The sequence below is a fragment of the Pseudonocardia abyssalis genome (assembly GCF_019263705.2).
Taxonomy (GTDB): Bacteria; Actinomycetota; Actinomycetes; order Mycobacteriales; family Pseudonocardiaceae; genus Pseudonocardia; species Pseudonocardia abyssalis.
The window spans coordinates 5809414-5832207 of record NZ_JADQDK010000001.1 but is presented as its reverse complement, the minus strand read 5'-3'; the positions used below and the strand labels follow the sequence as shown (position 1 = coordinate 5832207).

Genomic DNA, 22794 nt, shown 5'->3' with positions numbered 1-22794 from the left:
CGCGATGCTCGGACCATGATCCGATCTGCGCGCCTCGCCGCCGCCGTGGCCGGGCTGTTCGCCCTGACGGCCTGTGCCGCCCCGGCGTCCGGCTCCCCCGGGTCCGATGCCACCGCCCCGCAGCTGCGGTGGTCCGACTGCGCCTCCGACGCCGCACTGGACTGCGCGACCCTCACCGTGCCGGTCGACCGCGCCGAGCCCGACGGCCCGACGTTCGCGCTGCCCGTCGTCCGGATCCCGGCCGGTGACCCCGCGAACCGGATCGGCTCGCTCGTCCTGCACCGCGGCGGTCCCGGCTACAGCGTCGTCGACTACGTCACCGGCATCCGCGCGGGCGCCGTCCCTGATCCCCTGACACCCGAGGTCTACGCCCGCTACGACGTGATCGCGCTCGACCAGCGCGGCGCGGGCGGGTCGCAGCCCGCGATGGCGTGCGCCGACGCGGCCCCCGAGATCCCCTCGATCCCCGTCGACGACGCCGAGCGCGACGCCCGCCTCGCCGCCGACGCCGCGTACGCGCGGTCCTGCGTCGCGAACTCCGGCGAGATCATGGACCACCTCTCCACCGACGAGGCCGCCCGCGACATGGACGCGCTGCGCGGCGCGCTGGGCGAGGAGCGGCTGAGCTTCGTCGGGCAGTCCTACGGCACGTTCCTCGGCACGGTGTACGCCAACCTGTTCCCCGAGCACGTCGGCCGGTTCGTCCTGGACAGCGTCGTGGACCCGGCCCAGATCACCGGCGACGAGCCGCTGCGCAGCACCCGCCTGGGCAGCGACGTGTCGACCGCCGCGACGATGCAGGAGTTCCTACGGCTGTGCGCGGCGGGCGGCGAGCGCTGCCTGTTCGGCGCGGGCGACCCGGCCGGTGCGTGGGACCGCCTCACCACGGCACTGCGCGAGGCCCCCGTGCAGCTCACCGCGCCCGACGGGCGCACCGTGCGGCTCGGGTACTCCGAGGTGGTGTCGTGGGCCGGCAACTGGCTCTACCAGCCGAGCCTGTGGGAGCAGCCCGTCGCGGGCGCCTCGTTCCTGGCCCTCGCCGAGCAGGCTCTGGCCGACCCCACCGGTGAGGCGGGCGTCACGACGGCCCAGGTCCTGATCAGCCTGCGCGACGACGCCGACCTCATCGCCGCGCCCTACGCCGGCCCGCTCAACGCCACCGCGTTCGGCGTCAACTGCGCGGAGAACGCCTCCCCCGACGGCCCCGACGCGTTCACAGCCGCGGCCGCCGGGCGCGACACCGCCGTGCCGCACTTCGGGGCGCTGCGGGCGTGGGGCGACAGCGTGTGCGCGCAGTGGCCGGTCACCGTCGAGGGCTACCGCGGCCCGTGGGCCGCGCCGACCGACGAGCCGGTGCTGATCGTCAACAGCCGGTTCGACCCGGCCACCCCGCTCGCCGCGGCACAGCGCCTGCACGACCTGGTGCCGAACAGCGCGCTGCTGGTGCACGAGGGCGTCGGGCACGTGGCCGCGCAGCAGTCGACGTGCGTGGTGCAGGCGGTGGGCACCTACCTGACCGAAGGAACGGTTCCGGTCCAGGGCGCGACCTGCTCCCCGGACCGGGTGCCCTTCAGCTGAGCTGGCCCGTCGAGGCGACCCCGGGGATCGCCCCGCCCCGGAACGCCTCGACGAACAGGGCGTGGTCCTCGCGGACCCGGGCGGCGTAGGAGTGGGCGAACTCGACGACCCAGTCGGCGAACTCCTCCTCCCGCCCGTCGAGGACGGCCAGGATCGCGTCCTCGGTCTGGAACGGGACCAGCGTGTGGTCGGCGTCGGAGTCGGCGACGCAGTGCACCTTCGCCGTCGCCCGGCCCAGGTAGCCCACGACGGGCAGGATCTCGTCGGGCTCGGTGAGGTTGCTCCAGTCGAGGTCGTTCTCATACGGCGAGACCTCGCTGACGACGAACCCGACGCCGTCGAGGTCGGTCCAGCCCAGCAGGCGGTCGGCGTGGGCCTGCAGCGCGCGCTGTGAGACCGCGGTGCGGTGCCCGTGGTGCCGGAACGCCGCCGCGATCTCCGGATCGGTCACCACCCGCGACGGCGCCGCGACGTTGCCCTGCTTCATCGACACGACGACGTCGTTGTCGAGCGCCTCGTTGAGCCCCTCGATCAGCACGGTGTAGGCGGGGAGCCCGGCGCTGCCGATCCCGAACCCGGAGCGGCCGATCACGTCCTTCACCGTGTAGGCGACGCCGCGGAAGCGCTTGGACTCCGGGATCGAGTCGAGGTAGCGGCCGAACGCGTCGACCACCTTCGCCCGCTCGTCGTCGTCGAGGCGGCGCACGCCGGGCCCGTCGCGCAGGATCCGGTCGAAGCCCTCCTCCTCGGTGATGCCGTCGAGCAGCTCCACCCGGGTGCGCAGCCGGGCGAGCTGCAGCACCTGGTGGATCGCCCCCTCGGCGGTGCGCAGGTTCAGCGCGAAGCTCCGGTCGTCGTCGGAGTCGACGAACGTGCGCACCTGGTCGACGTAGCCGCGCACGAAGCCCCGGACGAGCTCGGTGATGTCGTCGTCGGAGATCGCCTTGCGCCAGCCCATCAGCGCCATGCTCGCCGCGAACCGCAGCACGTCCCAGGTGAAGTGCCCGACGTAGGCCTCGTCGAAGTCGTTGACGTCGAAGATCAGGACGCCGTCGCCGTCCATGTAGGTGCCGAAGTTCTCCGCGTGCAGGTCGCCCTGGATCCACACCCGGCTCGTCTGCTCGTTCGCCCACGGGTCGTCCTGCTCGGCGACGTCGGCGTAGAACAGGCACGCGCTGCCGCGGTAGAACGCGAACGGGTCGGCGGCCATCTTGCGGAACTTCGTCCGGAACGCGGCGGGGTTCGCGGCCATGAGGTCGTCGAAGGCGTCGACCAGCGTGTCGACGATGCGCGCCGAACGGGTGTCGGAGGCGTCGGTCATGCGCCGAACGTAGCGGGTGGAGCCCCGTCGGGGAGAGGCACGCGCAGAACCCGCAGCTGCATCGCGAGCAGCGCGTAGTAGCCGACGACGGTGGTGAGCTCGACGGCGCCGGCCTCACCCAGCGCGTCGACGGTACGGGTCCAGGCGTCGTCGGTGAGGTCGCCGGTGGCGAGCAGCTCCGCCGTCGCGTCCAGGGCCGCCCGCTCGACGGGATCCCCGGTGTCGAGGGTGGCGCCCAGCGCGGCCGCGACCGGGGCGTGCGCGTGCCACTCGTAGCCGCTGCGGTGGTGCGCCGCGACGCGCAGGATCACCAGCTCGCGGACCCGGTCGGGCAGGACGCCGTCGTAGCGCAGGGCGGCGCCGAGCGCCTGCAGGGCCGTGCCGGACCGGGGCGCGCGGAGCATCGCGTCGAACGGGCCGTGCAGGGTGCCGTCGGGCGCGATCTCGACCCGTCCGGCCGGGGTCGCGAGGCTCTCACGCAGCGTCCGCTGCTCCTCGTCGAGGTCGGCGGGGAGCAGCGGCGACAGACGCCGCTCAGGCGAGGGTGAGCTGGCCACGGGTGATGGTGATCGCGAGCAGGATCAGCACGACGCCCGGCACGACGTAACAGACGACGTCGAGGACGCGGCTGCGGATCGCGAGCAGCCCGACCTCGTCCTGCGGGAGCGCCACCCGCAGCGTCGCGGCGACGAGCAGGGCACCGCCGAGCAGCACCCCGCCCTGGCGCCAGTGCTCCATGAGCACGCGCACCATCCCGGCGGCGGCGATCAGCAGCACGAGCCCCGTCGGGGCCCACACCGGCAGGCGGGTGCGCACGCTCAGCCCCGACCCGCCGCCTTCTCGGCCGCCTCCACGACGTTGGTCAGCAGCATCCCGCGCGTCATCGGGCCGACGCCGCCGGGCATCGGCGCGAGCAGGCCCGCGACCTCGGCCACCTCGGGGTCGACGTCGCCGACCAGGCCCAGCTCGGTGCGCGTGACGCCGACGTCGAGGACGGTGGCGCCCGGGGCCACCATGTCGGCGGTGATCAGCCCCTGCACACCGGCGGCGGCGACCACGATGTCGGCCCGGCGCACCTCGGCGGCCAGGTCGCGGGTGCCGGTGTGGCACAGCGTGACCGTGGCGTTCTCCGCGCGTCGGGTGAGCAGCAGGCCCAGCGGGCGCCCGACCGTGACCCCGCGCCCGACGACGGTGACCCGCTTGCCCGGCAGCTCCACGCCGTAGCGCGCGCACAGCTCGACGATCCCGCGCGGCGTGCACGGCAGCGGCCCCGGCTCGCCGAGCACCAGCCGTCCGAGGTTGACCGGGTGCAGGCCGTCGGCGTCCTTGTCGGGGTCGACGCGCTCGAGCGCCGCACCGGCGTCGAGCCCGCGGGGCAGCGGCAGCTGCACGATGAAGCCGGTGCACGCCGGGTCGGCGTTCAGCTCGTCGATGACGGCCTCGACCTGGGCCTGTGTGGCGTCGGCCGGCAGCTCCCGCTGGAACGAGGTGATCCCGACCTGCGCGCAGTCGCGGTGCTTGCCGCGTACGTAGGAGTGGGAGCCGGGGTCGTCACCGACGAGCACCGTGCCGAGCCCGGGGGTGGCCCCCGCGGCCGTCAGCTTCTCGACGCGGCCGCGCAGCTCGTCGAGGATCGAGGCCAGGGTCGCTTTGCCGTCCATCAGTCTCGCCGTCACGTCTGCATCCTTCCAGACGACCGGCCGTCATGATCTCGGCACGGTCACGGTGTCTCATTCCGGTACAGGTCCACTTCTGGCCTATCGGGCAGGTGTCTAATCCTTGTGACGACGCGCACAATCGGCGCCGTGACCGGCAGAGACGCCGGACGAGCCACCGACGAGAGGCATGGTCCATGAGTGTGGAGAGCGACGTCCAGTCCGGAGCGCACGCCGCCGCAGCGCCGGCCCCAGTAGCCCCAGCCGGTAACCCGGCCCTGCTGGGTCTTGCAACGTTCCTGCCCGGCGCCCTGTCCCTCGGCCTCTGGTTGGTCGGCTACCTGCCCGCCGGTGACGTCGGCGGCATCATCCCCGCGCTGGTCTTCTCGAACGGCCTGTTCCTGATGATCGCGAGCATCTGGGCCGCCCGGATCGGGGGCAGCGCGGTCGCCGGCATCTTCGGCACGTTCTCCGCATTCTGGATCAGCCTGGGCATCCTGCTCGCGGCCGTCACCAACGGCTGGTTCGCGCTCACCGCGACGAGCACCCCGCTGCCGACCTTCCTGCTGTCGTGGCTGATCGTCTTCGTCGCGCTGACGCTGGCGACGCTGCGGCTCCCGCTGGCCTTCTCGGCCGGCTTCGTGTTCGTCTGTGTCGCGGTGGCCCTCGTGCTCGCCAACGCGCTGACCGGCGCGGCGATCTTCAACACCCTGGCCGGGGTGAGCGTGTTCATCTTCTGCGCGATCTTCGCCTACGTGTGGATCGACGGCATGGGCCAGGAGCTCGGCGGGCCGGCGATGTCGCTGGGCAGCCCGATCCAGAAGTAGCAGCCCCTCGCGAAGTACCAGTACCCGCTCGACCCCGGAGGCCCCGCCGCACACACCGTGCGGCGGGGCCTCCGTTCGTGTCCCGGCCGGGTCACCGGAAGTCGCGGCTCTTCACCGCCACCGCCAGGTCGAGGCGCTGCAACCGGTCGGCGACGAGGTTGAGCACCCCCTCCTCGCTGCGCTCCAGCCGCCCGCGCACCAGCAGCGCGGCACTGCCGACGGCCACCGTGCGGTAGCGCGCCCACAGCCCCTCCGAGCAGGTGACGTTGAGCATCCCGCTCTCGTCCTCCAGGTTGAGGAACGTGACGCCCTTCGCGGTGGCCGGGCGCTGCCGGTGCGTGACGGCCCCGCCGACCAGCACGCGGGGCGGACGCCGCTCCGGGTCGGTCGGGGCGTCGAGCGCGGCGAGCCGGTCGATGCGCAGCGCGCCGAGCCGGTCGAGCCGCTCGCGCACGTGCTGCAGCGGGTGACTGTCCGGGGAGACGCCGGTGGCCCAGACGTCGGCGACGGTGAGCTCGACGTCGGTCATGCCGGGCAGCGCGGGCGCGTCGAGACCCACCGCGGTGCCCGGGAGCTGGTCCGGGCGCACCGACGCGACCACACCGGCCGCCCACAGCGCGGAGCGCCGATCGACTCCGAAGCACCCGAACGCCCCCGCCGTCGCCAGTGCCTCGGCCTGCGGCACGGTGAGCCGGACGCGGCGGGAGAGGTCGGCGAGGTCGCGGAAGGGGCCGCGCAGGCCGCGCTCGGCGTCGATCAGCTCGGCGAGGTCGGGCCCGATCCCGCGGATCTCCGCGGTGCCCAGCCGGATCGCGAACCCGCCGTCGCTGAGCGGGTCGGGCTGCAGCAGCGCCTCGGACCGGCCGTGGTTGACGTCCGGGCCGCGGGCGAGCACGCCGTGCCGGCGGGCGTCGGCCACCAGCGACTGCGGTGAGTAGAACCCCATCGGCTGGGAGTTGAGCAACGCCGCGCAGAACGCCGCCGGGTGGTACCGCTTGAACCAGGCGCTGTAGTAGACCAGCGACGCGAAGCTGATCGAGTGACTCTCCGGGAAGCCGAAGTTGGCGAAGGCCAGCATCTTGGCGAAGATCCCGTCCGCGATCTCCCCGGTGATCCCGTTGGCCGCCATCCCGTCGAAGAACCGCGCGCGCAGTTTCTCCATCTTCTCCGTCGACCGCTTGGAGCCCATCGCGCGCCGCAGCTCGTCGGCGTCGCCCGGGGTGAAGCCGGCGACGTCGACCGCGACCTGCATGAGCTGCTCCTGGAACAGCGGCACGCCCAGGGTCTTGTCGAGCGCGTTCTCGAGCAGCGGGTGGTCGTGGCGCCACTCCGCGCCGTTGCGGCGGGCGATGTAGGGGTGCACCGAGCCGCCCTGGATGGGGCCGGGGCGGATCAGCGCGATCTCGACGACCAGGTCGTAGAACGTGCGCGGCTTGAGCCGGGGCAGCGTGGCCATCTGCGCGCGGGACTCCACCTGGAACACCCCGACGGAGTCGGCGCGACACAGCATCTCGTAGACGCCCGCGTCGGTGGGCTGCAGCTCGTGCAGCTCGATCTTCTCCCCCGTGTGCTCGGCGACGAGGTCGATCATCAGGTGCAGCGCGGTGAGCATGCCCAGCCCGAGCAGGTCGAACTTGACGAGCCCGGCGTACGCGCAGTCGTCCTTGTCCCACTGCACCACGGTGCGGCCCTCCATCCGCGCCCACTCGACGGGCACCACCTCCGCCACCGGCCGGTCGCAGATGACCATGCCGCCGGAGTGGATGCCGAGGTGGCGGGGGAAGCCGATCAGCTGCCCGGCCAGCTCGGCGACCTGGTCGGGCATGCCCTCGACGACCGGCGCGCCGTTCCAGCGCTCGATCCGCTTGCTCCACGCGTCCTGCTGACCCGGTGAGAACCCCAGCGCACCCGCCATGTCGCGGACCGCCGACCGCGGCCGGTAGGTGATCACGTTGGCCACCTGCGCCGCGCACCACCGCCCGTGCGTGGCGTAGACGTACTGGATGACCTCCTCGCGGCGCCCGGACTCGATGTCGAGGTCGATGTCGGGGTAGCCCTCGCGCGCCGGGGACAGGAACCGCTCGAACAGCAGCCCCATCGCCACCGCGTCGACGTTCGTGATGCCCAGTGCGAAGCAGACCGCGGAGTTGGCCGCCGACCCCCGCCCCTGGCAGAGGATGTCGGCGCGACGGCAGAACTGCACGATGTCGTGGACGATCAGGAAGTAGCCGGGGAAGTTCTTGGCCTGGATGATCTCCAGTTCCTTCTCCACCGTGGCGACGGCCCGGGGGTACTCGGCGTGGCTGCCGTAGCGCCGCGCCACCCCGCGCCAGGTGAGCTGCCGCAGCCAGCTCGTCTCCGTCTCCCCCGGCGGCACCGGGAAGGGCGGCAGGTCCGGGGCCACCAGCCGGATCGAGAACGCGCACGCCCGCCCGAACTCCGCCGCCCGCCCGACCGCGCCCGGGTACCGCGTCTCGAACCGGGCCGCCATCTCCGCCCCCGAACGCAGGTGGGCGGTGCCGGCAGGGGGCAGCCAGCCGTCGATCTCGTCGAGGCTGCGCCGGGAGCGCACCGCGGCCAGCGCCGTGGCCAGCGGGAACCGGTCGGGCGTGGCGTAGTGGGCGGCCGTCGAGGCGATCGTGGGCAGGCCGGCGTCGCGGGCCAGGGCGGCGAGGGCGTCGTTGCGTTCGGAGTCGGTGGGCAGGCCCTGGTGGGTGAGCTCGACGGCGACCCCGTCCGCCCCGAACCACCCGGTGAGCCGGCGGAGCTCCTTCGCCGGATCACCGCCGGTCTCCAGCGCACGCCGCACCGCGCCCTTGCGGCAGCCGGTCAGCGCGATCACGTGGCCCGCGGTCTCGGCCACGACCTCGTCGAGGTCGTAGACCGGGCGCCCCTTCTCCTCCCCCCGCAGCTGCGCCGCGCTGACCGAGCGGCACAGCGCGGCGTAGCCCTCGGGGTCGCGGGCGAGCAGCAGCAGGTGCCCGCCTTCGGGGTCGGCCACGCCGTTCTGCGGGGCGGACAGGCCCAGACTCAGCTCCGTGCCGAACACCGTCGGCATCCCCACCTCGGCCGCGGCCTCGGCGAAGCGGACCACGCCGTACATACCGTCGTGGTCGGTGAGTGCGAGCGCGTCGAGGCCCAGGCGCGCCGCCTGCTCCACCAGCTCCTCGGGGTGGCTCGCGCCGTCGAGGAAGCTGAAGTTGGAGTGGCAGTGCAGCTCGGCGAACGGGACGCGCACCTCCGGCCGCTCCAGGTCGGGCGACTCGTACGGGCCGCGCTTGCGCGACCACGCCGGTGAGTCGCCTCCGTCGACCTCCGGCCCGCCGGTGAGAGTCGATCCGTCGCGCGTACGCCCGGACAGCGCCGCCTCCAGCACCGACCACGGGACGTCCGGGTTGTTCCAGCCCATGCCGTCCAGTCGAACACATGTTCGAGATCAGCTCAACGTCACGCCCCCCACCCCCGCGAGTTTGCCGACACCGCTCCGCGAGTTTGCCGACGCCGCCCGGCGAGTTGTCCTACGCCGCCCGGCGAGTTGTCCTACGGCGCCCGCACCGGAGCCGGGAGGTGCGGCTCGATCGCCCGCAGCAACGCCGCCTTCGGCCGGGCGCCGACGACCTGCGCCACCACGACACCGTCGACGTAGAGGTTCAGCGTCGGCATGCCCATGACCCCGGCGGCGCGGGCGGTCAGCGGGTTCGCGTCGACGTCGAGCTGCGCGACGACGAGCCGACCCTCCAGCTCGGCGGCGATCTCGCGGAGCACCGGCTTGATCATCCGGCAGGGCGGGCACCAGTCGGCGGTGAAGTCCACGAGCACGGGGTGCGACGACCGCAGCACCAGCTCGTCGAACGTCGGATCGGTCAGGACGATCATCGGGTTCCCTCCGGGAGGTCGAGCGCGCACCGCGGTTCGGGGGCGCGGGCCGCCAGTGCGGCGTTCAGCTGCGTGCGCAGCTCCGCGCGGACGTCGTGCAGCCGGGCGAGGTAGGCGTCGACCTCGTCGAGCTTGGCCCGGTACACCGCGATCGAGTCCGGGCAGCTCCCGCCGGTGGCGTGCCCGGCGCGCAGGCACTCCACGAACGGGCGGGTCTCCTCCAGCGCGAACCCGAGCCCGACGAGCGCCCGGATCTCGGTGACGGCCCGCGCGTCGGCGTCGTCGTAGCGGCGGTGGCCGTGGCCGTCGCGCCGCGCGGGCAGCAGGCCGAGCGACTCGTAGTGGCGCAGCGTGCGGGTGCTGACGCCGACGCGCCGCCCCAGCTCCCCGATCCGCATGACGGCGACGCTAGACCCGTACGTCGACGTCAAGGCCAGCCCGGAGTTCCGCGTAGGCCCATGCGGCGAGCGTCGTGGGGGTGGTCGTGGTGGCGTCGCGGGGCTGCTCGGGCACGAACCCGTCGCGCATACCGGTCGACATCCCCATGATCGACTCCACCTGCGCCACCCCCCGCCCCGCGCCGCGCAGCATCCCGCGCATCTCCTCGTCGGGGATGCGTTCGGCGCGCAGCGGACGGCCGGTCGCCCGCGCGACGACGGCGGCCGCCTGCTCCCAGCTCAGGTCCTCGGGCCCGTGCACCGCCTGGACCCGCCGGCCGGTCCAGCCCGCGAGCAGGCGGTGCACGGCGACCTCCGCGATGTCGCGCGGTGCGACCCAGGGCATCTGCCGGTCGACCGGCAGCACCACCGGGACGACGTCGGACAGGGGTTGCAGGAGCAGGTTGGTGAAGAAGTAGCCGCAGCGCAGGTGCAGCACCGGGGCGCCGGTGGCGTCGAGCAGTTCCTCGGTGCGGGCGAGCCCGTCGATCTCCCCGACGCCGTGCCTCAGCTCGGCGCCGACGCTGCTCTGGAACACCGTGCGGACGATGCCGTTCTCGGTGACGGCGCGGGCGGCGTGCGCACCGAGGCGGGCGTGGTGGGCGACCGGGTCCCCGTCCGGACCGGCCGGGTTCACCCAGAACAGGGCATCGACCCCGGCCGTGGCGGCGGCGACCGCGTCGGCGTCGTCGAGGTCGACCCGGACAGCGACGACGTGGTCACGCACGGCCTCGGGCAGGCGCGCGGGATCGCGCAGCAGCGCGACCGGACGCAGGCCGGCGCGCACCAGCATCGCGACGACGTGCCGGCCGACGTTCCCGGTGGGTGTGGTGACGGCGATCCTCATGACCCCACGCTGGCAGCGGTCCCTGACAACCCCCGTCAGGCACCTCAGTCGTAGACGCCGACGACCCACCACCTCCCGCCGCGGTGGGCCAGCAGCAGCGCCGTGCCGTCGTCGAGGGCGATCTGCATCCGGCTGACGGGCTCGGCGCCCGCCCACCAGCGCTGCTCCAGCGGCCACGGACCGCCCCACCCCCGCACCTCGCGCACCGGGCCACCGTCGACCGCGACCCGGTGCGGCGCCGCGGTGAGCCGGTCGGGGTCGGCGAGCCCGACCGGGGCGCCGTCGACGTCGACGGGCTCGGCCGGCAGCGGCTCGACGGGCACCGTCGCCGGGGACGGGGCCGGCACCCGGCCCGGCCACGACGGCGGCGGTTCCGGGACCGCGGAGCGGCCGATCGGCGCCGACCGCGTGACCGCGCGGCGGCGCGCGTTGCTGGGGCGGGGGTGCCCGTCCTCGGGACGGTCGACCGCACTCACCCGCCCGGTGGCGCGCAGCACGTCGTCGGGCCAGCCCGCGGGGGCCCGGCGCGGTCCGCCGTCGCCCGGCCGCTTCCCCCACGACCACGCCCCCAGCTCGGGCCCCTCCTCCCCGGCCGCCCGGACCGGCCCCGCACCCCCTTCCGACCCGGCCCCGTCCACCGACCCGGCCCCATCCACCGACCCGGCCTCCCCGACCCGACCCGGATCGCCGCCCGCCCCGGATCGCCGCCCGGCAGCACGGGCGGCCCGGCGGGCGGACACCCGCGCGCCGGCAGTCGGGGCGGCGGTCTCTCGCTCGTCGCCCCAGGGCACCAGCCGCACCTGCTCGGCGGGATCGCGCCCACCGGCGAGCACCGCGGTGACCACGCCGTCGGGCCCGAGCAGCGCCTGCACCCGCACCATCGCCCGCCCCGCCCGCGCGTCGGCCTCCCCGATCTCGCCCCACAGCCCGAGCTGCAGCGCCCCCGCCGTGACCGTCTCCTCCGGCGTCAGCCGCAGCCACCGCACCGCCCCCGCGTTCCCGCGCGCGAGCCAGGCGTCGAGCTGCCAGCGGACGCGGTCGACGGTGCCGGAGGGGGTGAGCGGCTCGGCGCAGCGCCAGATGCGGTGCAGACGCACGTCGTCGCCCCGGGCGGAGATCCCGAGGCGGGTGCAGGACAGCCCGTGCCCGGCCAGTGCGGCGTGCAGCTGCTCGGCGAGCCCGCGGGCGGCGAACGCGGCGGCGTCGACGCGGTCGACCGGCGGGTCCAGCTCGATCTCGACGGCCAGTTCCTCGGGCGGGCGGCGGCGCAGCGGCGGGCGTGGGTCGAGGCCGCGGGCCAGGCGGTGGGCGAGCACGGCGTCGGCGCCGAACCGGGAGGCGACGTCGTCGGCGTCGAGCGCCCCGAACGCGCCGAGGCTGCGCAGGCCGAGGCGGCGCAGGAGATCGACGAGATCGGCGCGCCCGGCGTCGGGCTCGCGGTCGAGCTCCTCGACGCCGAGCGGGGCAAGGAACGGCGGCGTGTCGCCCGGGCCCACCGCGAGCCCGCGCCGGGCCGCGAGCACGGCGGCGAACAGCCCGTCGGCCACCCCGACCTGGCACTCGACGCCCGTGCGCGCGGCCACCTGGTCGACCAGCCGCTCCGCCGCGGCCTGCTCCCCGCCGAACCAGCCGACCGGCCCCTGCGCCGGCATCGCCAGCAGCCCCGGCCGGACGATCTCGACGCCCGGTGCCAGCTCCTCCACCGCGACGACGACGGGTTCGAACGCGCGCGCGTCGCGGTCGGGGTCGCGGGCCAGCACCACCAGTTCGGGGCAGCGGGACTGGGCCTCGCGACGTCCCAACCCGCGTCGGACCCCGTGCGCGCGGGCGACCGCCGAGCAGGCCAGCACCCGGTTGGCGGCCACCACCGCCGCGGGCCGGTGCGGCGCCACCCCCTCCGCGCGGGCGGCCGCGACGACCGGCCAGTCCGGCGACCACAGCGCGAGCACCCGCACCGGCGCGCTCATGATCGCCGGGAGTGGTGCGGAGGGTTCACGGGCGACACCTGTGGGCCGCCCCTGGCGATCATGAGCGGCAACCTTCCCGGATCCGCCCGCACACCCGGTCCCACCGCGCACCTCCCAGCGCCGCGCGCACCCTCGACCATGCGCGGAGCGACGGAAGGTGCGCGAGAGCCCTCATCCCGCCACCGCGGCGACCGGCGCCGGCACGACCATCTCGGGCGCGCCGCCCATGCCTCCACCGTCGGCCGGCAGCAGCAGCCGCCCACCCCTCCCCGGACCGAGCCCCTTCCCCCGCAGTTCCACCCGGAGCCGCCGCGCGCACAGCCGCCCGGCCCCGGTCCCCAGACCCTGCCACTGGGCGTCGGCGCAGCTCAGCTCGACGTCGGCACCCGGCCACTGCCCCAGCGCGACCAGCACCGCACCCCGCTGGCGGGCCCGGGCGACGAGCCGCTGCCGGTCGCCCGCGCGCACCCCACCTCCCGCCACCGCGACGACGTCCATCCCGTCGAGCAGGGCCACCGTGACGGCGAGCAGGTCGCGACCCGGCCGCGGCACCAGTGCCAGTCGGTCGAGCCGCACGCCCGCCTCGGACGCGGCGACCAGCCCGAGCTCCGGACGTCCGACGACCCCCACCCACGCCCCCTCCGCCGACGCCTCGGCGACCAGCGCCAACAGCAGCGAGGTGGACCCCGGACCGCCCAGCACCGACACCGCGGACCCCCGACGCAACCCGCCGGCCGGCAGCAACCGGGCCAACGGGCCGGACACCGGCAGTACGCGCCCGTCGGCCTCGGGACCCGCGACGGGCCGGACGCCGGCGGCCCGGTCCTCCAGGCCGCGCAGCACCCCGCGGGCCAGCTCCAACCGGCTCGCGGCGTCGGCCCGGGGAGGATCCCCGGGCATGCGTCGGACAGCGGCCTCGGCCACGACATGCCTCCCCGTCACGATGTAGCGGAACTCGCGCCGGGGGGAAGTCGGCGTGCTCGAACGTCTGTTCGAACAGTATCGAGAGATCGCACCTACTTCAAGTCCGGGTAGCGCACGCACGACGTAAGAACAAGTCTGGGAGTAGACCGAACAGCCGTACACAATGGACTGCATGGTTCAACGGGTCACGGCTCTCGTACCCGCGCACGACGAGGAACGCAGTCTGCCGGACACCCTCGCCTCGCTGCGGGCCCAGACCCCGCCACCCGACCGGGTCATCGTGATCGCCGACCGCTGCACCGACCGCACCGCCGCCGTGGCCGCCGCGGCGGGCGTCGAGGTCGTCACCACCGTCGACAACACCGACCGCAAGGCCGGCGCGCTCGACCAGGCCCTCGGGCCCCTGCTCCCGGTGACGACCGACGACGACCTCGTCCTGGTCGTCGACGCCGACTCCGCCCTGGTCCCCGGGTTCCTCGCCGCCGCCGTCACCCGACTGGCCGACGACCCCGGGATCGGGGCGGTCGGCGGGGTGTTCACCGGCCGCGACGGCGGCGGGCTCGTCGGCGCACTGCAGCGCAACGAGTACGCGCGCTACGCCCGCGAGGTCGGCCGCCGCCGGGGCGAGGCCCGGGTGCTCACCGGCACCGCGACCCTGTTCCGCACCCGGGTCCTGCGCGAGGTCGCCGACGCCCGCGGCCGGACGCTGCCGGGCCGCCCGGGCGCTGTGTACGACCCCGCCGCCCTCACCGAGGACAACGAGATCACCCTCGCGATCCGCACGCTCGGGCACCGCACCGTGTCGCCGCGCGAGTGCGTCGTCGTCACCGAGGTGATGACGACCTGGTCCGATCTGTGGCGCCAACGGCTGCGCTGGCAGCGCGGCGCGCTGGAGAACCTGCGCGCCTACGGGCTCACCCGCGTCACCGCGCCGTACGCCCTGCGACAGGCCGCGATGTACGCCGGGATCGTCGCCGTCGCGCTGTTCCTGCTGGCCACGACCCTGTTCGCGGCGCGCGGTGATCTGGGTCCGCCGCGCGGCCCGTGGCTCGTGATCACCGTGCTGTTCGTCGTCGAGCGGGTGGTGACGGTCCGCCGCCGCGGGGTGTGGGCGATGCTGCTCGCCGCGCCGGTCGTCGTCGAGTTCGGCTACGACCTGGTGCAGCAGGCCGTGTTCCTGCGCGCGGCCGTCGACCTGCTCGCCCGCCGTGCCGCGGGCTGGCACCACGGCGTCGCCCCGGTCCCGGCCGAGGCCTGAGCGTGTACGGCAAACTCGGCTCCACCGCGTTCCTCGCGCTCCCCGCCGGCGCGCTCGCGACCGACGGGCTCGGCACGCTCTGGTACGCCGTCGCCGCGTGCACGCTGCTGGCCGCGGGGTTCGCCGCGGTGCGCCTGATCCCCCGCCGGGAGCGCTGACCCGTCATCGAGCCGTCCGGTGCAGGGATGTCCGGTGCTCCGCGGTCAGGTCACGCGGCCGGACGCCGGTGACCGGGTCGGCCCGCCCGACGAGGTGCCGGGTCGGTGCCCCGGGTGTGACGAGTGCGGCGATGCGCCGGGTGAGGCGCTCGTCGACGAGGTGGTTCTGGCCGAGCTCGTGGCGGCCACCGGACGGGTGGGACCGGGACATGGGGTACCTGCTCCGCGTCGATCGGGAAGGGGATTCCGGATCGGACGTCGGGCACGGCGGAGGCCCGTGCGAGCGGGCGGATCAGCGGTGCGACGTCCGGGGGACGCGGCGCAGCCGTGTCGAGGCGCAACCCGTACCGACGACCCTAGGTGTTCTGTCCCGTGAGGTTGGGGACTCGGGTGGCGGGTGGGCCGCCGATCGCGGTGTGTCCGCGGTGATGGTTGTAGTAGTGCAGCCAGTCGGGCAAGGCGGCTCGTCGGGCGGTCTCGGTGCGGTAGGGCTGGGCGTAGGCCCATTCGTCGAGCAGGGTGCGGTTGAACCGCTCGACCTTGCCGTTGGTTTGGGGCCGGTAGGGGCGGGTCCGTTTGTGGACGGTGTCGGTGTTGTGCAGGGCTTGGGCGAAGTCGCGGGAGCGGTAGCAGGACCCGTTGTCGGTCAGGACGCGGGCGATGTTCTCGATGCCTTGTGCGTGGAACCAGGCCGCGGCGCGGGCCCAGAACTGTGCCGCGGTGGTCTTGCGCTCGTCGGGCAGGATCTCGGTGTAGGCCAGGCGTGAGTGGTCGTCCAGGGCGTTGTGCAGGTAGCTGTAGCCGATCTTTCGGCTACCTCTGTTGCGGCGGCCAGCGGCGCGGCCGAGGGTCTTGTGGCCGCCGCCGTCGGGGATGTTGCCCAGCTTCTTGATGTCGACGTGGACCAGGTCACCAGGCTGTTTGTGTTCGTAGCGGCGGACGGTCTGGCCGGTGGTGCGGTCGAGGTGGGCCAGACGGGCCATGCCGAAGCGGGTCAGGACCCGGTGCACGGTGGAGGAGGCGATGCCGAGCAGGAACCCGATCCGGGCCGGTCCCCAGCGGCGCAGGACCCGGACTTTGATGATGCGTCGCTCGGTGCGGGTCGGGGTTTGGTTCGGGCTGTGGTGCGGGCGGGAGGAACGGTCGACCATCCCGGCTGGGCCTTCGGTGCGGTAGCGGCTTGACCAACGCTTCGCGGTGCCGACTGAGACCTGGAACCGTTCCGCGGCGCGGCGCAGTGGCCACCCGTCCTCGACGACGCAGCGGGCGAGGCGGAGCCGGCCGGTCTCGGACAGCGGGGCGTTACGGTGGAGCACGAGGGCCTCCTTGGGTCGGGTGCAGATGTCGCTATCCACACCGGACCTGGAGGCCCTCCCTTACGCCAAGATCATCTGTCGCGTGTCGTTCTCAACCTCTGTGGGCAGTACACCTAGGGCGGCCGCCACCGGTTAACCGCGGCGCGCCAGCACGACGATCATGGGTAGGTCGATCGCCGTCATTGTGGGGGCCGCGGCGCTGGTCTGCACCGCCTGCTCCACGCCCACGGTCGCCGGGCGCCGGCGGCCGCAGCCACGCCGGCCACGTTCGACCCGGTCACCGTCCCGGGCCGCGAGGACGGGTGCGGGGTCGTCGTCGACGTCGCGCTCGCCGACGGTGCGCGGCTCGTCGGGCTGCAGGGGTCCGCCCCGGACACCGGGTTCCCGCGCGCGCTGCTCACCCGCGTCGTGCCCGGGGAGGGGCCGACACCGGTGGAGCCGGTCGAGTCCGCCTACGCCCAGGACGCCGCGTGCGGCGGGCAGACCTGCATCGTCACGTCCGGGGCGGGCGAGCAGTCCGTCGTCGCGGTGGCGGTGCGGGGCGGACCGGACGGCGCGAGGCGGGCGAGCAGGTGATCAGCGGCACCGGCGACCTCGACGGCGACGACTCACCCCGACGTCGCCCTGCGCCGGATCGCGGGCGAGGGCACCCCGACCACCCTGCTCACCGGCCCCTGCCCGACGGCCTGAGACCGGCGACTCACGAGCGGAAGAACAGCGACTCGCGGAGCGAGATCCCGCGAGTCGCTGTTTCCGGACCCGCGAGTCGCTGTTTCCGGACCCGCGAGTCGCTGTTTCCGGACCCGCGAGTCGCTGTTTCCGGACCCGCGAGTCGCTGTTTCCGGACCCGCGAGTCGCTGTGTTCAGTGCGCGAAGTGGCGCGTGCCCGTCAGATAGAGGGTGACGCCCGCGGCCTCCGCGGCTGCCGTGACCTCCGGGTCGCGCACCGAGCCGCCGGGCTGCACGACCGCCCGCACGCCCGCCTCCAGGAGCACCTCGAGCCCGTCCGGGAAGGGGAAGAATGCGTCGGACGCGGCCACCGAGCCCCGGGCCCGGTCGCCGGCGCGGGTCACCGCGAGGCGGGCCGCGTCGACCCGGTTGACCTGCCCCATCCCCACCCCGACGGCCGCGCCGCCCGCGGCGAGCAGGATCGCGTTGGACTTCACCGACCGGCACGCCCGCCAGGCGAACGCGAGATCGGCCAGCACCTCGGGGGATGCGGCGTCTCCGCACGCGAGGGTCCAGGACGCCGGGTCGTCACCGGGCGCGTCGAGGGCGTCGCGCTGCTGCAGCAGCAGCCCGCCGGTGATCGGCCGCAGCTCCGCACCGGTACGCGACGGGGCGGCCGGGAGGCGCAGCACGCGCACGTTCTTCTTGCGGGTCAGCACCTCCACCGCGCCGTCGGCGTAGGACGGGGCCAGGACGACCTCGGTGAAGATCTCCGCCACCTGCTCGGCCATCTCGACCGTGACCTCGACGTTGGCGGCGATCACCCCGCCGAACGCGCTGGTCGGGTCGGTGGCGTGCGCCTTGCGGTGCGCCTCGGCGACGTCGGCGCCGACCGCGATCCCGCACGGGTTCGCGTGCTTGATCACCGCGACGGTCGGGACGTCACCGTGGTCGTGCGCCGCACGCCAGGCCGCGTCGGCGTCGACGAAGTTGTTGTAGGACATCTCCTTGCCGTGCAGCTGCTCGGCCGCGGCGAGGCCGGGGCCGCCGGAGACGTAGAGCGCAGCGGCCTGGTGCGGGTTCTCGCCGTAGCGCAGCGTCGCCGCGCGCTCCCAGCTCGCGCCGACCCAGGACGGGAAGATGCCGCCGTCGGGGTCGGGGGCCAGCACGTTGCCCATCCAGGACGCCACGGCGACGTCGTAGGTGGCGGTGTGCCGGAACGCGTCGGCGGCGAGGAAGCGCCGGTCCTCCAGGGAGAACCCGCCGTCCTTCAGCTGCTCCAGCACCCACTCGTAGCGGGAGGGGTCGACGACGACGGCCACGCTGTCGTGGTTCTTCGCCGACGCGCGGACCATGGCGGGCCCGCCGATGTCGATCTGCTCGACGCACTCGGCCGGGGTCGCGCCCGAGGCGACCGTCTCGGTGAACGGGTAGAGGTTCGACACGAGCAGGTCGAACGGGGCGATCCCCAGCTCGGTGAGCTGCGCGAGGTGCTCGGGCTTGCGGGTGTCGGCGAGCAGGCCGGCGTGCACGCGCGGGTGCAGCGTCTTGACCCGCCCGTCGAGGCACTCCGGGAACCCCGTCAGCTGCTCGACGGGCGTGACCGGCACGCCGGCGTCGGCGATGCGCTGCGCGGTGGAGCCGGTGGACACGATCTCCACCCCGAGCGCGTGCAGCCCGGTGGCCAGTTCCAGCAGGCCCGCCTTGTCGTAGACGCTGATCAGAGCGCGTTTCACGGGCCTTCTCATCGAACGACCTCGCTGCGCTCGGTCGTCCCGCAGCGGGACGTCTCAGCGCAGAGTCGCTGCACTGATGGTTCGCTCGCAAGCTCGCTCACGGAATGGTCACCTCTCGTCCGGTCACGGTGGCCCCGTCTCGGGCCAGCGCGGCGACGGTGCCCACGAGCAACCGCCGCTCCTCGATCTTGATGCGTTCGTGCAGCGTGTCGACGGTGTCGCCGTCCTCGATCGGCACCGCGGCCTGGGCCAGCACCGGTCCGGTGTCCATACCCTCGTCGACGAGGTGGACCGTGGCACCGGTGACCTTCACGCCGTAGGCGAGCGCATCGGCGACCCCGTGGACCCCGGGGAACGACGGCAGCAGCGCGGGGTGCGTGTTGACGACCGGCACGCCGACGCCGGACAGGAAGCCCGGCCCGAGGATCTTCATGAACCCGGCGCTGACGACCAGGTCGGGGCGGTGCGCGACGACGGTCGTCGCGAGTGCGGTGTCCCACGCGGCGCGGTCGGGATGGTCGGCGACGCGCAGGACGAACGTCGGGACGCCTGCGCGCTCGGCGCGGGCGAGACCTTCGATGTCGGCCCGGTCGGCGCCGACGGCGACGACCTGGGTCCCGGCGTCGAGGAGGGCCTGCAGCAGGGTCCCGGACCCGGAGACCAGCACGACGACGCGGGCCGGATCCGGGATCTCGATCCTGCGTGGCGCAGAACTCGGCGACACGGACACGCAGGGGCTCCTCGCGGTTCGGCGGTGATCGGCGGGACCCGCCCAGCCTAGGCGGCGGCGCAGGTCACACCGATGCCGGAGCCCCCCGGCGTCAGCCCGCCGACCCGTCGCCCGACCCGTCGCGGGCCGCGCGCTCGGCGGCCTCCCGGGCCCGTTGGGCCACCAGTTCGCCGACCGTGCGCGGCGCCGGGCCCGTCGCGTCGGACGCCGCCGGGGACGTCGCGGGGGGCCGGGCGCGGTCGGGCACGGCGTTGTCGTCCCGGGCGGTGCCCCGCCCGCCGGTGTCCCCGCGGCGGTCGTCGCGTGCCGCAGCGCTGCGGCCACGGCCGAAGCGTCGGGTCGGCCGGGCCCGGCCGGGCCGTTCCGCGGCACCGGGCTGCTCCGTTCCGGACCGCCCCGCGCCGCGCCGCTCGGTATCGGACCGACCGGTGCCGGACCGACCGGTGCCGGGCTGCTCTTCGTCGGACCGATCCGGATCCGGGCCGGCCCCGGCCGGGGCCGGCTCGACCGTCCCGTCCTCCGTGCGGGCGGCGGTTCCGGACCGCTCGCGGATACCGCGGCGGTCGCGGACGGGGGGGCGCCGGCTGGTGATCCGGTCGACGGCCCGGCTCCGTACGGGGGCCTCGACGGGCGCCGCCTCCTCCGGGTCCGCCGCGGGGGTGACGTCCCGGCGACCCGAGGATCCGACTCCCCCGGCACGTGCCGCCGAAGGTGCGTCCGCCCCGCCCTTCTCCTCGGCCTCTGCGGCATCGGCGGTCGCGGCGTCCGCCACGTCACCGGACCCCACCACCTCGTCGGCCGGCTCGGCATCGACCGGCTGGGCATCGACCGGCTCGGCATCGACCGGCTGGGCATCGACCGGCTCGGCATCGACCGGCTCGGCATCGACCGGCTGGACATCGACCGGCTGGGCGACCCGCGAGCCCGTGACGGACGAATCGGCGACGGAAGAGGCAGCCGATGGGTCGGCGACCGACGGACCAGCCGGCGAGTCAAGGGCCGACGACTCCGGGGCCGGCCCGCCTCCGGCCTCCGAAACGGAGGACTCCGAAACGGAGGACCCCGGAACGGAGGACCCCGCGACGTCACCCGCTGCACCCTCGTCCTGCGACACGTCGCGCGACCCGGTGCCCGCCACGACTCGCACCCCGCCACCCCCGGCCGGCTCCCACACGAGGGCGTCGTCCCCGTAGTCGTCCTCGTAGTCGTCCTCGTACTCGTACGGGTCCTCCCCGGGCGCCCGGCCCTTCCCGAGGAACACCACCAGCAACGCGGGCACGCCGACCAGCAGCAGCACCGACGGCACCAGCAGCTCCACCGGGATCCGGACGGGGTCGTACGGTCCCGCCGCGAGCCGGCCACCGGCCAGCGCCCCCAGCAACCCGACGACGACGGTCGCGCCGGCGACCGCGACCCCGGCCACCGGCATCGCGTCGTCACCGGAGCGACGGGCGACGATCCCGGTCAGCACGCCGACGGCGATCGGTCCGGCGAGCACGAGCGCCGCCCACACCGGGGGCGATCCGGCGGGCAGTGCGGCGAGCAGCGGGAACACCGACGGCTCGCCCGCGGTCACCCCGAACGGCGACACCACGGCGGTCCCGACCGTGAAGCCGGGCCCCGCGACCCAGGACAGCCCGCCGATCACGGCGTTCGGCAGGTAGGCGAGCGCGAGCAGCGTGACCCCGACCCCGGCACCGAGGCCCGGAGCCAGGTCCGCGTAGGCCTCGCCGACGGCGGGGGCCCCGAGCAGGAGGGCGGCGAACAGGGCGAGCGCGCCGAGCGCGAGGAGCCCGGTGAGCGCGACGGCCCCCGACCGCAGGGCGTCGCCCGTCCACGCCGGTATCCGGTGGTCGCTGGGGCGGCCGCACACCCGCACGACACCGATCGTCGCGGCACCGCCGGCGACCAGCCCGGACGACACGAGGGCGGCCCACGGCGCCGCCGCCACCTCGGCGGCCCGGGGCAGCAGCGCGCTGCCCAGCACGGCGACGGCGGAGTGCGCCCCGGCGAACGTCGCGAGCACCGCGCCCGCGTCGGCCCGCCACCGCCCGCCGAGCCGGCGCACGGCCCAGCCGGCACCGGCGGCGACGACGCCGACCACGACCACGGTCGGGAGCAGCGGTAGCACGCTGAGCGGCTGGCCACCGAGCACCAGCGGGATCAGGTGGGCCGCGAGCCACAGCGGGATCGCCGCGGCGAACGCGCCGTCGATCGAGATCCCGGCCCCGGCGGTGAGCACCACGGCCGCCGCAGCGGGCACCAGCAGGGCGTAGCTGACGATGACCGTGCCCATCGCGCCGGCCATGAGGACGCGGAGCCGGTCGAACCCGTCGGCATCGGGCCGCGCGACGACGTCACCCGGTTCGTGATCGGGGGCGTCGAGGGTGCGAGTCACCCCAGCAGGGTCGCAGCGCGGCCCGCGCGGATCGAGCAGGCGCGCGGAGCGTCGGCCGGGTGATTCAGCTGGGCTTGGACTGCTCGCCCGGCGTGATGAAGCGCGTCTCCTCGACCCGGTCCTGACCGGGCTCAGCCGGCTGCTCGACGGTGGCGTGCGCCCCCTCGGACGGTGTGACGGGCGATCCGGACGCCGGCGTGCTGGCCGACGACGACACCTCGGGCGCACCCGACGGTGCGGCGGAACCGGTCCCGCTGTACCAGCCCTGACCCGCCTCGCCCGTGCCCGGAGCCGGGGTCGCCATCGACGTCGTGGCCTCCGAGGACCCCTGACCGGGGTCGGCCGGCTGCCCGGGCGCGCCGTACCCGGCCGGGTAGGCGGGGGCGCCGTAGGACTGGCCGTAGCCCTGGCCGTACGCGGGCTGGCCGGCCGGTTGGGCACCCGAGGGCTGTGCACCGGGCTGCTGTCCGTAGCCGGGTCCGTAGCCGGGCTGCTGGCCGTAACCGGTCTGCTGGCCGTAGCCGGGCTGCTGCTGCCCGTACGCCCCGTACTGGCCGCCGTAGCCGGGCTGCTGTCCGTAGCCGCCGTACTGCTGGCCGTAGCCGGGCGGCGTGGCCGGGCGGGGCGCCGGGGCCTTGATGATGCCGGCATCCATGAGCAGCGCGCCCACGGCCAGCGCCAGTGCGATGAACGACAGGACGAGGCCGACGATCAGGACCGCGCCCGGGCCGTCGCCGAACTCCTGGCCCGCAGTGCCGGTGACCGCCTGCAGCAGTTGCAGCGTGCCCGTCGCGAGCAGCACGACCGCCGGGACCAGCACGCGGCCGACCTTGGGCAGCACCGCGGCCCCGGCGAGCAGACCGCCGCCGATCACGAGCGCACCCGCCAGGCTGCCGGTGAACGTGAACTCGTCGAAGAAGCCGAGAATGTAGATCACCACCACGAGCGCGGCGGCGCCGAGCGCGAGCAGCCGCGCCGGTCCGGGTGCGAGCTGGTGGGTCTTCGGTGCGGCCGTCGTGCTCGACTCGGGCTGCTGCGTCATCGTCAGGTGCTCCCCTCCGTGCGGACTCCCGCGGTCCGGCGTACGGGCGTGCCGA

At 74.8% G+C, this 22794-nt stretch carries 21 protein-coding genes; 5 read left to right on the top strand and 16 right to left on the bottom strand.

What is annotated here, in order from left to right:
- Nucleotides 1-15: 15 nt before the first annotated feature.
- Nucleotides 16-1578 (top strand): alpha/beta hydrolase, encoded by a 1563-nt coding sequence (locus I4I81_RS28775; RefSeq protein ID WP_218601462.1) that lies wholly within the window; start codon nucleotides 16-18, stop codon nucleotides 1576-1578.
- On the opposite strand, the gene I4I81_RS28770 is transcribed toward I4I81_RS28775, so the two are convergent.
- Genes I4I81_RS28770 through I4I81_RS28755 form a run of 4 tightly spaced genes read right to left on the bottom strand, consistent with a single transcriptional unit; the run spans nucleotide 1571 to nucleotide 4560 of the window.
- Nucleotides 1571-2899, bottom strand: a complete 1329-nt coding sequence (locus I4I81_RS28770; RefSeq protein ID WP_218601461.1) for a DUF2252 domain-containing protein — start codon at nucleotides 2897-2899, stop codon at nucleotides 1571-1573. The genes I4I81_RS28775 and I4I81_RS28770 overlap by 8 nt on opposite strands.
- On the bottom strand, nucleotides 2896-3456 hold the full coding sequence (locus tag I4I81_RS28765; protein WP_218601460.1) for a carboxymuconolactone decarboxylase family protein: 561 nt from the start codon (nucleotides 3454-3456) through the stop codon (nucleotides 2896-2898). The genes I4I81_RS28770 and I4I81_RS28765 overlap by 4 nt, the downstream gene beginning before the upstream one ends.
- Complete coding sequence (locus I4I81_RS28760) at nucleotides 3434-3715, bottom strand: DUF3017 domain-containing protein (RefSeq protein ID WP_226363618.1); 282 nt, start codon at nucleotides 3713-3715, stop codon at nucleotides 3434-3436. Before I4I81_RS28760 ends, I4I81_RS28765 begins: the two co-directional genes overlap by 23 nt.
- Nucleotides 3716-3717: 2 nt before the next feature.
- Complete coding sequence (locus tag I4I81_RS28755) at nucleotides 3718-4560, bottom strand: bifunctional methylenetetrahydrofolate dehydrogenase/methenyltetrahydrofolate cyclohydrolase (RefSeq protein ID WP_225926364.1); 843 nt, start codon at nucleotides 4558-4560, stop codon at nucleotides 3718-3720.
- Between the two features lie 191 nt (nucleotides 4561-4751).
- On the opposite strand from I4I81_RS28755, the gene I4I81_RS28750 reads away from it, so the two are divergent.
- On the top strand, nucleotides 4752-5381 hold the full coding sequence (locus I4I81_RS28750) for a GPR1/FUN34/YaaH family transporter (protein WP_218601458.1): 630 nt from the start codon (nucleotides 4752-4754) through the stop codon (nucleotides 5379-5381).
- A 91-nt stretch (nucleotides 5382-5472) separates the two neighbouring features.
- Here the strand turns inward: I4I81_RS28750 and I4I81_RS28745 are convergent, their stop codons facing one another.
- The 6 genes from I4I81_RS28745 to imuA' all read right to left on the bottom strand — a co-directional run bounded on the left by I4I81_RS28745 (nucleotide 5473) and on the right by imuA' (nucleotide 13408).
- The gene (locus I4I81_RS28745) at nucleotides 5473-8790 is read right to left on the bottom strand and encodes an error-prone DNA polymerase (RefSeq protein WP_218601457.1); all 3318 of its coding nucleotides are present in this window, start codon (nucleotides 8788-8790) and stop codon (nucleotides 5473-5475) included.
- A gap of 131 nt (nucleotides 8791-8921) precedes the next feature.
- Nucleotides 8922-9257: a thioredoxin family protein gene (locus I4I81_RS28740; RefSeq protein ID WP_218601456.1), complete on the bottom strand. Its 336-nt coding sequence runs from the start codon at nucleotides 9255-9257 to the stop codon at nucleotides 8922-8924.
- On the bottom strand, nucleotides 9254-9655 hold the full coding sequence (locus tag I4I81_RS28735; protein ID WP_218601455.1) for a MerR family transcriptional regulator: 402 nt from the start codon (nucleotides 9653-9655) through the stop codon (nucleotides 9254-9256). Before I4I81_RS28735 ends, I4I81_RS28740 begins: the two co-directional genes overlap by 4 nt.
- Before the next feature lie 10 nt (nucleotides 9656-9665).
- Nucleotides 9666-10541, bottom strand: a complete 876-nt coding sequence (locus I4I81_RS28730; RefSeq protein ID WP_218601454.1) for an NAD(P)H-binding protein — start codon at nucleotides 10539-10541, stop codon at nucleotides 9666-9668.
- A gap of 44 nt (nucleotides 10542-10585) precedes the next feature.
- Entirely contained in the window at nucleotides 10586-12508 is a 1923-nt protein-coding gene (locus tag I4I81_RS31705) for a Y-family DNA polymerase (protein ID WP_218616462.1), read from the bottom strand.
- A 171-nt stretch (nucleotides 12509-12679) separates the two neighbouring features.
- Nucleotides 12680-13408, bottom strand: coding sequence for a DnaE2-dependent mutagenesis accessory factor ImuA' (gene imuA' / locus I4I81_RS28720; RefSeq protein WP_218616461.1), 729 nt, complete (start codon nucleotides 13406-13408; stop codon nucleotides 12680-12682).
- Between the two features lie 196 nt (nucleotides 13409-13604).
- Between imuA' and I4I81_RS28715 the strand changes: the two genes are divergently transcribed.
- On the top strand, nucleotides 13605-14690 hold the full coding sequence (locus tag I4I81_RS28715; protein WP_225924720.1) for a glycosyltransferase family 2 protein: 1086 nt from the start codon (nucleotides 13605-13607) through the stop codon (nucleotides 14688-14690).
- Between the two features lie 2 nt (nucleotides 14691-14692).
- Nucleotides 14693-14848 carry a hypothetical protein gene (locus I4I81_RS28710; protein ID WP_218606320.1) on the top strand — a complete coding sequence of 52 codons (156 nt, stop codon included), beginning with the start codon at nucleotides 14693-14695 and terminating at the stop codon, nucleotides 14846-14848.
- A 4-nt stretch (nucleotides 14849-14852) separates the two neighbouring features.
- Here I4I81_RS28710 and I4I81_RS28705 read toward each other — a convergent pair whose 3' ends face one another.
- Nucleotides 14853-15059, bottom strand: coding sequence for a hypothetical protein (locus I4I81_RS28705; protein WP_218606319.1), 207 nt, complete (start codon nucleotides 15057-15059; stop codon nucleotides 14853-14855).
- Between the two features lie 145 nt (nucleotides 15060-15204).
- Nucleotides 15205-16164 (bottom strand): IS481 family transposase, encoded by a 960-nt coding sequence (locus tag I4I81_RS28700; protein WP_218616460.1) that lies wholly within the window; start codon nucleotides 16162-16164, stop codon nucleotides 15205-15207.
- Between the two features lie 432 nt (nucleotides 16165-16596).
- Here I4I81_RS28700 and I4I81_RS28695 point away from each other — a divergent pair, with 432 nt between their 5' ends.
- On the top strand, nucleotides 16597-16740 hold the full coding sequence (locus I4I81_RS28695) for a hypothetical protein (RefSeq protein ID WP_218605860.1): 144 nt from the start codon (nucleotides 16597-16599) through the stop codon (nucleotides 16738-16740).
- A gap of 287 nt (nucleotides 16741-17027) precedes the next feature.
- Here I4I81_RS28695 and purH read toward each other — a convergent pair whose 3' ends face one another.
- From purH to I4I81_RS28675, 4 genes are all read right to left on the bottom strand, one after another.
- Nucleotides 17028-18581 (bottom strand): bifunctional phosphoribosylaminoimidazolecarboxamide formyltransferase/IMP cyclohydrolase, encoded by a 1554-nt coding sequence (gene purH / locus I4I81_RS28690; RefSeq protein ID WP_218605861.1) that lies wholly within the window; start codon nucleotides 18579-18581, stop codon nucleotides 17028-17030.
- Nucleotides 18582-18666: 85 nt separating this feature from the next.
- Nucleotides 18667-19293 carry a phosphoribosylglycinamide formyltransferase gene (gene purN, locus I4I81_RS28685; protein WP_372453704.1) on the bottom strand — a complete coding sequence of 209 codons (627 nt, stop codon included), beginning with the start codon at nucleotides 19291-19293 and terminating at the stop codon, nucleotides 18667-18669.
- Nucleotides 19294-19390: 97 nt separating this feature from the next.
- Complete coding sequence (locus I4I81_RS28680; protein WP_226363616.1) at nucleotides 19391-21697, bottom strand: cell division protein PerM; 2307 nt, start codon at nucleotides 21695-21697, stop codon at nucleotides 19391-19393.
- A 64-nt stretch (nucleotides 21698-21761) separates the two neighbouring features.
- Nucleotides 21762-22739, bottom strand: a complete 978-nt coding sequence (locus tag I4I81_RS28675) for a DUF5336 domain-containing protein (protein ID WP_218603414.1) — start codon at nucleotides 22737-22739, stop codon at nucleotides 21762-21764.
- Nucleotides 22740-22794: the final 55 nt, after the last annotated feature.

Coding starts and splice junctions, on each gene's coding strand:
- I4I81_RS28775 (WP_218601462.1), top strand. CDS start 16: ATGATCCGATCTGCGCGCCTCGCCGCCGCCGTGGCCGGGCTGTTCGCC.
- I4I81_RS28770 (WP_218601461.1), bottom strand. CDS start 2,899: ATGACCGACGCCTCCGACACCCGTTCGGCGCGCATCGTCGACACGCTG.
- I4I81_RS28755 (WP_225926364.1), bottom strand. CDS start 4,560: ATGGACGGCAAAGCGACCCTGGCCTCGATCCTCGACGAGCTGCGCGGC.
- I4I81_RS28750 (WP_218601458.1), top strand. CDS start 4,752: ATGAGTGTGGAGAGCGACGTCCAGTCCGGAGCGCACGCCGCCGCAGCG.
- I4I81_RS28745 (WP_218601457.1), bottom strand. CDS start 8,790: ATGGGCTGGAACAACCCGGACGTCCCGTGGTCGGTGCTGGAGGCGGCG.
- I4I81_RS28740 (WP_218601456.1), bottom strand. CDS start 9,257: ATGATCGTCCTGACCGATCCGACGTTCGACGAGCTGGTGCTGCGGTCG.
- I4I81_RS28735 (WP_218601455.1), bottom strand. CDS start 9,655: ATGCGGATCGGGGAGCTGGGGCGGCGCGTCGGCGTCAGCACCCGCACG.
- I4I81_RS28730 (WP_218601454.1), bottom strand. CDS start 10,541: ATGAGGATCGCCGTCACCACACCCACCGGGAACGTCGGCCGGCACGTC.
- I4I81_RS31705 (WP_218616462.1), bottom strand. CDS start 12,508: ATGAGCGCGCCGGTGCGGGTGCTCGCGCTGTGGTCGCCGGACTGGCCG.
- imuA' (WP_218616461.1), bottom strand. CDS start 13,408: ATGCCCGGGGATCCTCCCCGGGCCGACGCCGCGAGCCGGTTGGAGCTG.
- I4I81_RS28715 (WP_225924720.1), top strand. CDS start 13,605: ATGGTTCAACGGGTCACGGCTCTCGTACCCGCGCACGACGAGGAACGC.
- I4I81_RS28705 (WP_218606319.1), bottom strand. CDS start 15,059: ATGTCCCGGTCCCACCCGTCCGGTGGCCGCCACGAGCTCGGCCAGAAC.
- purH (WP_218605861.1), bottom strand. CDS start 18,581: ATGAGAAGGCCCGTGAAACGCGCTCTGATCAGCGTCTACGACAAGGCG.
- I4I81_RS28675 (WP_218603414.1), bottom strand. CDS start 22,739: ATGACGCAGCAGCCCGAGTCGAGCACGACGGCCGCACCGAAGACCCAC.